The 10,015-nt window shown below is 39.9% G+C and carries 7 protein-coding genes; 4 read left to right on the top strand and 3 right to left on the bottom strand.

Going from position 1 to position 10,015, the window contains the following annotated elements:
- Positions 1–371: 371 nt before the first annotated feature.
- The gene (gppA, locus tag HCZ11_RS15330; protein ID WP_130050026.1) at positions 372–1,865 is read right to left on the bottom strand and encodes a guanosine-5'-triphosphate,3'-diphosphate diphosphatase; all 1,494 of its coding nucleotides are present in this window, start codon (positions 1,863–1,865) and stop codon (positions 372–374) included.
- 45 nt (positions 1,866–1,910) lie between these two features.
- Complete coding sequence (gene rhlB, locus HCZ11_RS15325) at positions 1,911–3,188, bottom strand: ATP-dependent RNA helicase RhlB (RefSeq protein WP_130050027.1); 1,278 nt, start codon at positions 3,186–3,188, stop codon at positions 1,911–1,913.
- Positions 3,189–3,278: 90 nt separating this feature from the next.
- Here rhlB and trxA point away from each other — a divergent pair, with 90 nt between their 5' ends.
- From trxA to HCZ11_RS15310, 3 genes are all read left to right on the top strand, one after another.
- Entirely contained in the window at positions 3,279–3,605 is a 327-nt protein-coding gene (gene trxA, locus HCZ11_RS15320) for a thioredoxin TrxA (RefSeq protein WP_054554679.1), read from the top strand.
- A 181-nt stretch (positions 3,606–3,786) separates the two neighbouring features.
- Positions 3,787–5,046: a transcription termination factor Rho gene (gene rho / locus HCZ11_RS15315; protein ID WP_062566226.1), complete on the top strand. Its 1,260-nt coding sequence runs from the start codon at positions 3,787–3,789 to the stop codon at positions 5,044–5,046.
- A gap of 162 nt (positions 5,047–5,208) precedes the next feature.
- Positions 5,209–6,459, top strand: coding sequence for a methyl-accepting chemotaxis protein (locus HCZ11_RS15310; RefSeq protein WP_254869160.1), 1,251 nt, complete (start codon positions 5,209–5,211; stop codon positions 6,457–6,459).
- On the opposite strand, the gene HCZ11_RS15305 is transcribed toward HCZ11_RS15310, so the two are convergent.
- The gene (locus tag HCZ11_RS15305) at positions 6,432–9,266 is read right to left on the bottom strand and encodes a tetratricopeptide repeat protein (protein WP_167658819.1); all 2,835 of its coding nucleotides are present in this window, start codon (positions 9,264–9,266) and stop codon (positions 6,432–6,434) included. The genes HCZ11_RS15310 and HCZ11_RS15305 overlap by 28 nt on opposite strands.
- Positions 9,267–9,424: 158 nt before the next feature.
- Between HCZ11_RS15305 and HCZ11_RS15300 the strand changes: the two genes are divergently transcribed.
- Entirely contained in the window at positions 9,425–10,006 is a 582-nt protein-coding gene (locus HCZ11_RS15300) for a DNA-J related domain-containing protein (RefSeq protein ID WP_130050030.1), read from the top strand.
- Positions 10,007–10,015 lie beyond the last annotated feature (9 nt).

Here is a 10,015-nt window from a genome sequence, read left to right as displayed (position 1 = left end):
GAACTAGAATCTGCTGTTAGAACTCAATCTGTACGAGTGCCCACACAGATGATTGCTTTATATTGTTAAAGAACGTTTGAGATACTTTCGCGTCTCAAGGGCTGTGCATTCTACGCAAGCCGTTATTTTTGTCAACACTTAATTTTGAGAAAAGTTTATTTTTTCAAAACTCAGTCTTACTTGACTCAACCAACTCGTTGTTTTGCTTTTTTGTAAGCAGTCCGCCGTGTCGGTGGATGCGCATTATAGGGAGATCCGAATTCAGATCAACTGTTTTTTGCAGTTTTTATTAAATAAATGACTGTTCGCGCAAAATACGAACGAAACGCGTAAAAACAATACTAAAAAAGGCCCCAGAGGGCCTTTTGACGTTATTTTACTATGAGCTTCCAACCTACTTTTGCTTGTAGCTTGGACTCTAGTTGCAGCTCACTGGCCATTAATGGGTGATATTTTAACCAATCACCATCAAATGTCAGTGTGAGGGTGTTTTCATTAACACTGAGATCGATTGCTGGCAGTACATCATCTTGGCGGCGCATTGATAAGATTACTGCAATCCGCAAGACTCTTGTTAAACATTCAGCTAACTGCTGATGGCAACCTAAATGAGCAAAGCTGTTTTTTAGCAGATCAGCACGATGTTCATTGGCAACAGCCGTTATCAATTTATGTTCAGATTGTGAGAAACCTGGCAAATCGGTGTTTTCTATAATGTAAGCTGTGTGCTTATGATAAAGCTTATACTCTATTAACAAGCCAATCTCATGCAGTTTTGCTACCGTTCTTAATAATGCTATTGCGTTATCATCGATTGATTGCCATTGCTGCGCTACATTTTTTGCCAGTTGCTCTGCAAGTTGCGCAACGCGACAGGCTTGTTTTTGATCAACATGATAGCGATTCATTAAACCATCAACAGTACGCTTACGAATATCGTGGTTATGAAGTTCTGGCACCATGCTGTATAAAACACCTTCACGCAAGGCACCGCGTGCAAGACCCATTTGCTTAATACCTAGCGATTCAAACAATGCGATTAAAATAGCGAGGCCAGATACAAACACCAAACGGCGCTCTTCACTCAACCCTGGAAGCTCAAGATCAGCAATTGTTGCAAATTGCACTGATTGTTCTTTAATGGCGAGTAGTTTATCGAGAGTTAATAGCTCATCTTGATTTTGTGCAACCATGATCTCTTGAATCGCTTGCACAGTACCCGATGCACCACTCGCTATTTGCCACCCGCTCGCTTGGTATTCATCAACAATTTCTGAAACGACTTCACTGGCAGCTTTAATTGCAGCTGCAAAGTTTTCGTTGCTGAGTTTTTGATCTTTGAAATAGCGCTCTAAAAAGGTGACACAACCCATATGCAGGCTTTTATAGTGCAATGCATCAAAACCCTTACCGATAACGACTTCGGTACTTGCCCCACCGATATCAATAACGAGTTGTTTTCCGCTACAGGCAGAGGTATGCGCCACACCTTTATAAATTGTCTTAGCTTCTAACTCACCGCTGATAACATTGATTTTATGACCAAGGATCTGTTCAGCTTTTTCCTTGAATACATCAGCATTGATAGCAAGACGTAAAGTTGCGGTCGCAACAATTGTGATGTTTTTCTGTGGTATGTCTTGCAAACGTTCAGCGAACAAGGCTAAGCATTCCCAGCCTCGTTGCATGGCTTCTGTGCTTAGGACGTTATTTTCATCAAGCCCTGCAGCAAGCCTTACTTTACGTTTAACTCGACCGATCGTTTGTAGACCGCCAGCAATCGATTTAGCGATCAGCATATGAAAGCTATTTGATCCTAAGTCGATTACTGCATACACATTTTTTTGCGGTTGAAGTTGCCCCACCGTTCAAAAACCTCTAGTTACTACTAAGTCTTCAATAACGGTCGTTTATTGCGACCGCGATTTCTGGTAACTATTATTTGGTCGACGTCCGTTGTTATTACGATTACGTGGGCCTGTAGAATAGTTCCGCTTTTTCTGAATAGTAGGCTTAGTTAAATCATCAAGCAATGCACTTTTATCATAATGTGATAATGGAATGCTGTGTTCTATATATTGCTCAATTTCGTGGAGATTATAGGCATACTGCTCACAGGCAAAGCTAATAGCGTGTCCTGATGCACCAGCACGTCCAGTACGGCCAATACGGTGTACATAGTCTTCACAATCATCTGGCAAATCAAAATTAAATACATGACTTACTTCTGGGATATGTAAACCACGGGCAGCAACATCTGTTGCAACTAAGAAATCTAAATCACCTTTGGTAAATTGAGCCAAAATTGATTGACGCTTTTTCTGGTTTACATCACCGGTTAATAAACCAACTCGGTGACCATCTGCTTTCATCCATGCATAAACATTCTCACAACTGTGTTTCGTGTTTGCAAACACAATTGCTTTATCTGGCCATTCTTCTTCAATCAATGTTAACAGTAACTTAATTTTGTCATCTTGTGATGGATGGAATAGCTCTTCTTGAATTCGCTTACCTGTTTTTACATCAGGTTCAACTTGAACATGCTCTGGGTTAGTCATATGTTCAAATGCTAATTCCTGAACACGATAAGACAAGGTTGCTGAGAATAGTAGATTTAAACGCTCAGACGCTTCTGGCATACGTCTAAACATATAACGGATATCTTTTATGAAGCCTAAATCGAACATTCGATCTGCCTCATCAAGCACCACAACTTCAATTTCGTTCAGGGTATAGCAGCCCTGTTTATATAAATCGATAAGGCGTCCAGTGGTACCAATTAAAATATCAACACCTTTTTCTAGTTGTGCACGTTGTTTTTCGTAATCTTCGCCACCATATACTAAACCTAAGTTAAGATTACAGTGTGGCGCTAAAATTTTTGCATCTTTGTGTATCTGAATCGCCAGCTCCCTTGTTGGGGCCATGATCAGGGCTCTTGGATGTTTACTAGGTGCTTTGCTAGATTGTAATAACCGATGGCACGTGGCAGTTAGAAACGCCAACGTTTTGCCCGTACCTGTTTGTGCTTGGCCCGCAATATCGCGGCCTTCACAAATAAAAGGTAGGCATTTCGCTTGAATGGGTGTGCAATATTCAAACCCATTTTCGGTTAAACCGGCAACCACTTCCGGTGCGATAGCAAAGTCTGAAAACTTTTTATCGGTCAAATGTGTCTTAGTCATAGCGTTTAAGCATAACGTTTAAACTTGCAATAAGAAACAAGAGTGTTTAAATACGCATTAAATATTTCGCCTAACTAATCGGAGATCGCAATGAGCGAGAAAATTATTCAATTAACTGACGATAGCTTTGAAGCTGACGTACTACAATCAGACAAACCTGTACTTGTTGATTTTTGGGCTGAATGGTGCGGACCTTGTAAAATGATCGCCCCTATTCTTGACGAAGTAGCTGGCGAGTTTGATGGCCGTGTTACCGTTGGTAAACTTAACATCGATCAAAACGCAGGCACACCACCTAAATTTGGTATTCGTGGTATCCCTACGTTACTTCTTTTCAAAGATGGTCAGGTTGCAGCAACCAAAGTTGGTGCACTTTCTAAGACTCAATTAGTAGAGTTTTTAGAAAACAACATCTAATGAAAATATAAAAAAAGGGCTTTTTGCCCTTTTTTTAGCTTTATTTTGTTTAAAGACTGGACGCCTTGCTAGTGACCTGCTAGTTTATAAAGCCAACTAATCCTTAGTTATACCAACAAACCTCACTCATGTATCAAACGATGATTTTGAGTATGACAATTGTAATAAAGAACCCACCAATATGCATTTACGCGAATTAAAAGACAAGTCTATTAAAGAGCTTGTAAACTTAGCTGAGTCCATGGGGCTCGAAAACGTAGCCCGTTTAAGAAAACAAGATATTATTTTCGCCATCCTAAAAGCGCATGCTAAAAGCGGTGAAAACATCTACGGCGGCGGTGTACTAGAGATCTTACAAGATGGTTTTGGTTTCTTAAGATCATCAGAAGCATCTTACTTAGCCGGCCCAGATGATATTTATGTATCACCGAGTCAAATCCGTCGATTCAGCATGCGTACTGGTGACTCAATTTCAGGCCTTATTCGCCCACCTAAAGACGGTGAGCGTTACTTCGCACTATTAAAAGTAAATGAAGTAAACTTCGACAAACCTGAAAATTCTCGCACTAAAATCCTATTTGAAAACCTTACCCCACTTCACGCTAACGAACGTTTACGTATGGAGCGTGGTAATGGTAGTACTGAAGACATCACGGCTCGTGTACTAGATTTAGCATCACCAATTGGTAAAGGCCAACGTGCACTCATCGTTGCTCCACCAAAAGCGGGTAAAACGATGCTACTGCAAAACATTGCGCAGTCAATCAGCTACAACCAGCCTGATTGTGAGCTAATGGTGCTTCTAATTGACGAACGTCCAGAAGAAGTTACAGAGATGCAGCGCCTTGTTAAAGGTGAAGTAATTGCCTCAACGTTCGATGAGCCAGCAAGCCGTCACGTTCAAGTTGCTGAGATGGTAATTGAAAAAGCGAAGCGTCTTGTTGAACACAAGAAAGATGTAGTTATCTTACTTGACTCAATTACACGCCTTGCTCGTGCCTATAATACTGTTATCCCATCATCAGGTAAGGTATTAACCGGTGGTGTTGATGCGAATGCATTACACAAGCCAAAACGTTTCTTTGGTGCGGCTCGTAACGTAGAAGAAGGCGGTAGCTTAACAATTATCGCAACAGCGCTTATCGACACTGGTTCGAAGATGGATGAAGTTATCTACGAAGAGTTCAAAGGCACAGGTAATATGGAATTACACTTAAATCGTAAGATTGCTGAAAAGCGTGTATTCCCAGCGATTGACTTTAACCGTTCAGGTACCCGTCGTGAAGAATTACTAACTAAACCTGATGAACTACAAAAAATGTGGATCTTACGAAAAATCGTTCATGAGATGTCAGAAATTGACGCAATGGAGTTCTTAATTGATAAGCTCTCAATGAGCAAAACCAATGATGAATTCTTTGACTCAATGAAACGTCAGTAAAAATTACTTTGTTTTTACAAATGCCTGTCTAATACAGGCATTTTTTTTATGTAAAACTAGGACATAACTCTTTAAAAGTTATACTTTTAAAGTGTTAGTTTATTGGTAATTTATAGAAATTTGTTCTATATATTAAAGGATTAAACGCTAAGGATTTCCTCAATGACTCGCATTAGAGTAGTTGTAGCTCTATTTATAATAAGCTTACTTAGTTGTATTGCTAGTTTTGCCATATTTGATTTTTCTATCACTGCTATGGCTGTACTTATGCTTGTTGTCGTAATCCCATGGCTTGTTCTAATTAGCTTTATTTATACAACTGATCAAAAGCAACAAGATTATTTTAGCTACTTTATTACGCATACCGCTTCTGAAAAGGGGATCGATTTTACTTTTCGCTTTGACGAAAATGACACCCAATTACCAAAAGAGTGTCATGCACTTAACGCAAGTTTAACAATGGCTGAGCATATGATAAGTGAAATATATGTATCATCAGCCCGCTTGTTACCAATGGCCGATGCATTACGTGATACTTATGCGTCAATGACTCAAAAAGCGACAATTCAAGATGCCCATGGCATTGACCTAGCAAACACAATTAATCGTATGATTGAGGTATCTAAAGAACTGGATAGAAGTCTTGAACAAATATTAAGCTCGGTATCAGATGCGACTAAATCAGTTCAACAAACTCGTTTAGACACTGATAAAAGCCAAGCAAGTCTCATAAAACTTGCCGATAATATCAACCTCACCAGTGAACAGATTATTTTACTTAAACAAGATAGTGATGCGATAGGCTCAGTCATTGATGTAATTAACAGTATTGCAGAGCAAACTAACTTACTTGCGCTAAACGCTGCAATCGAAGCCGCTCGAGCTGGTGAACAAGGCCGCGGTTTTGCAGTGGTTGCTGATGAGGTACGAAACCTAGCTGCTCGTACTAGTAAGTCGACACAAGAAGTGCGTGAGATGGTATCTAAAATTCAACATAGTACTGAACAAGCAAACTTATTAATGCAAACAGCACTTAAAGAAACAGAGCGCACGGTTGAACTTTCTGAAGCTTCTACTAAAGAAACCAATAAAATTGAGCAAGCAATGCTAGAAATTAATGCGTTTTCTGAGAGTGTCCATGAGCAGGTAGCTATGCAAAGCCAGATGTCAGATGAAGCACAAGTTAGTATAGATGCAATGGTTGAGCTTAACTCTGATGCACTTTCAAGTTCACAAATACAAGCTGTGTCGAGTAAAGACTTAGTGCGCCTTGCACACTCTCTGGACGAAAAACTGTCAATGTTTCTTATCACTCCAACAGAAACCGAACAAGAGCAGCGTATTGATCATTCTAGGTTTGAAATGACTCAAGAGGTTGAACAAGTTCAAGACGGTGATATTGAGCTGTTTTGATCAAACGAAGCGTTGTGTAGATGCTCTAGTAATTGAGCAACCAAACTAGTTAAGTCAGCAGTTTTATCTTGCTTCAATGCCGATTCAAGTGCCATAGCACTATCCGCGATATCATCCAGCGCAAACATTTTCGCAGCACCACCGATTCGGTGAGCATCCTGTTGTAAATTAAATAGCTCATGGGCTGCAAAGTGCTGCTGTATCAACGCGCTTTCATGCTCAAAGCTATTAATAAAGCTTGCAACCAAATCACTCATATCTTGCTGAGATTTAGCTACTGCGCTGTCCTTTTTACAATGCTTAGCAAGTTGCGTATAAAATACTTTCTTATCAATTGGTTTAGCAAGGTAACCGGTGAACCCTGCTTGAAGATAACTGTCGATTTCGTGGCTAATAGCATTAGCCGTTAACGCATATACTGGCTGTGTAAAGCCGCACTCTTGTAATAACTTGAGCGCTTTTAAACCATCAAGTACTGGCATTTGAATATCCAGCAGTACCACATCAGGAAATTCCTTAAGGCACTGCTCTACAGCTTGCTCACCATTTTCTACCGCAATTACTTCAAGGCCCATAGATTCTAAATAACGAGAAATTAAACGGCGATTATCAGGGTGATCTTCAGCGAGTAGAACTTTCCCAGATAAACCTTTTACAACTGGCTGTACAAACTTTTCAGACTCTATCACATCAGAGCTTGGAGTACGTTCTTTACATGGTAAGTAAAACGAAAATATGCTGCCTTTATTTAGCTCACTTTCAACACTAATATAACCCCCCATCATCATTGCAAGCTGTTGCGATAAGCTTAACCCAAGCCCTGTCCCCCCAAAGCGTCGGCTAATACTGTTATCTCCTTGCCTAAAACACTCAAATATTTGTTTTAGTTGCTCGGTATTCATACCAATACCGGTATCAGTTACACGAAACCACACGCCTTGCTCTACTTTAGAGACTTTTAACTCTACTTCGCCTTGGTTAGTGAATTTAATTGCATTTGCACATAGGTTGATGAGTATCTGTTTTATGCGGGTAAAATCTAGCTGACAGTAAAACTGCTCGCCAAGCACATTATGAAAAGTAAAGTTAAGGCCTTTATCTTTAGCCTGACCACTGAGCATCGAGTGGACGTCGGTGAGTAATCGAACTAAATCACCTTCTTTTAGGCTTAACTCAAGCTTGTTAGCCTCGATTTTACTAATATCGAGAACGTCGTTAATCAGCTCTTTTAAATGATCGCTTTGTTTTTGAATCACGGCAAGCTCATCGTTTAACTGCTCTGGTTTATAATAACCATTCATTAAATTATCGGTTTGGCCCAGTATTGCGGTTAAAGGAGTACGAATTTCATGACTAATATTTGCTAAAAACTGACTTTTAATTTCGTTAGCACTACGTAGTTGCTCTGCCGTTTCTTCAAGCTCCTTGGTCCGCTTAGCAACCATTAACGAAAGTTGCTCTTTTGCACCTTTTTCAATACTGCGACGGTAAATAGTAATACCCGTTACCACTATCATCACAAATAAGATAAACAACATAATGCCCAACTGACGCTGTTTTGACATTTCGAGCTCTTGTACATGCTGTAGCTGCTTCAACTCAACAATTTCTTGACTGAGCTGACTTGCTTGGATTTGGCTTTGTAGCTCGCTCATTGACTTTAATAATCTGATGCTTTGCTCACTTTTAAATGAACGAACAAACTCATCAAAACTAGCAACAGCTCCGGCATAATCTCCTTTTCCGGATTTAATCAGGGCCATCATTCCGGCGCCATCTTGCACTCTAAGATCGTCTTTATATTGTTTAGCCATAGAAACAGAGGTGGTGAGAGTTGCTTCAGCTTTATTTAGCTTACCTTGTAATAACTCGATTTTTGCCTGTGACAATAAGCCTGCAAGCTCTAAGGTTTTATTATCAATACTTTTTGCAAATTCAACTGCTTTTTCTGCATGACTTAAGGCAAGCTCTAAATCACCGGTGCGTAAATATACATTGGCGATATTAGCGTGGCGAGATGAGAGAAAGTAAGCATTATTCGTTTCTTGGTAGTATCTCAAGGCTCGCTGATAGTAGTGCAAAGAAAGTTGATACTGACCAAGTTCAGAATACGCAACCCCCATATTGCCATAAGACTGAGCTATGCCATCTTCATCGCCTAACTTTTGGAAAATCTCTAGCGTTTCTCGATACATTTCTAATGCAGTATCATAACTAGATAAACGAATATAAATACCTGCAATGTTGTGTAATATATCGGCTTTATCTTGTGCATTACCATGTTCTTCGTAAATATCTTTCGCTTCTTTGTAATATTTCAGCGCTTGCTCCATATTGAACATATCAAAGTAGGCAAGGCCAATATTACTTAGCAAATTAGCCTCAGCAATTGGTTCAGGTAGCTTTTTGGCAATACTTAATGCTCTGCTGTAAGCAATTACCGCTTGCTGCATCAAGCCTTGATAATAATAAGTTACGCCCTGCATTTTTAGGGCAAGGAAATAGCGCTTTGGGGTCGCATCAAAACTAGTTGCTTGCTCTGCCAATTGGTAATTTTTTACGGCCGCTGAGAAATTACCTTTAGCTAGAGCAAAGTCCCCAAGCTGCATGTATATATCGAGGCTTTGTTCTTGATTTGTTGTATTTTGATTAAGCAGTTTTTTGGCAAGCTGTTGCTTTTCTTGCCATTGCTCGGATTGGCTAAATTGCTCAAGTAACGAAGTGGATGCAAAGCTAGACTGCGAAAAAAACAAACTACAACTGAACATTAAAGCAGTGAGCAAGCTAACACGCAGTGATGTGAACATATGGCGAAATCCCTTAATATCAACTTAGCCTGAAAATGAGGTTATTTAAGCTCGGCTAAATGCATTCCCTAGTATCTAAAAACATTAGCGTAGTTTCAAAAAAGCAGCTGTGATAGCGTATACCACTGTAGATTACACTAAAGATAGGCTTGCGAACAATGGTTAACCCACTGATTGATGAGATTTTTTACCTTCTTTTGGAACAACCTGTTTGGAAGGTTCATACGCTTACCAGCGCACTTAGCGAATCAGGAAAAATTGAGCAATTAGATAATGACCCACAAAAAGATCTGTTTAAGCGCAACTTTCTAGTTATGAATGCTCTATATCAGCTGCAAACACAACTTGCACCAGAGCAACAGCTACAAATTGCCTCATTACATATTGAGCTTGTTAATGAGCAGATAAGTAACGCATTAGAAAATCACGATCCGCTGCGAGATTATTATTTAGATTGGCAAAACTATGATACAACGAGCGATGAGATTGATGCGATGTTAACTGATTTTTGGCAGCGCTTTTCATCATATAGTCCAAAAAGGGTCATTCTCTCGCTATCTCAGCAGCAGCTGTTGGAATTACAACAGGCGTGGCAGCTACCTACTGATTTTTCGGAAAAACAGTTACAAAAGCGTTGGCGACAACTGGCGCTAAAACACCACCCAGACCGCCAAGGCTGTGCAATTGAGTTTAAGAAAATACAACTTGAATATGAGCAACTTAAAGCTAGCTGCTCATAACTCAACAAT

The organism is Pseudoalteromonas sp. HF66 (assembly GCF_011806445.1).
In the GTDB taxonomy this organism is placed as follows: domain Bacteria; phylum Pseudomonadota; class Gammaproteobacteria; order Enterobacterales; family Alteromonadaceae; genus Pseudoalteromonas; species Pseudoalteromonas apostichopi.
This window is presented reverse-complemented; position numbering and strand designations above follow the sequence as displayed.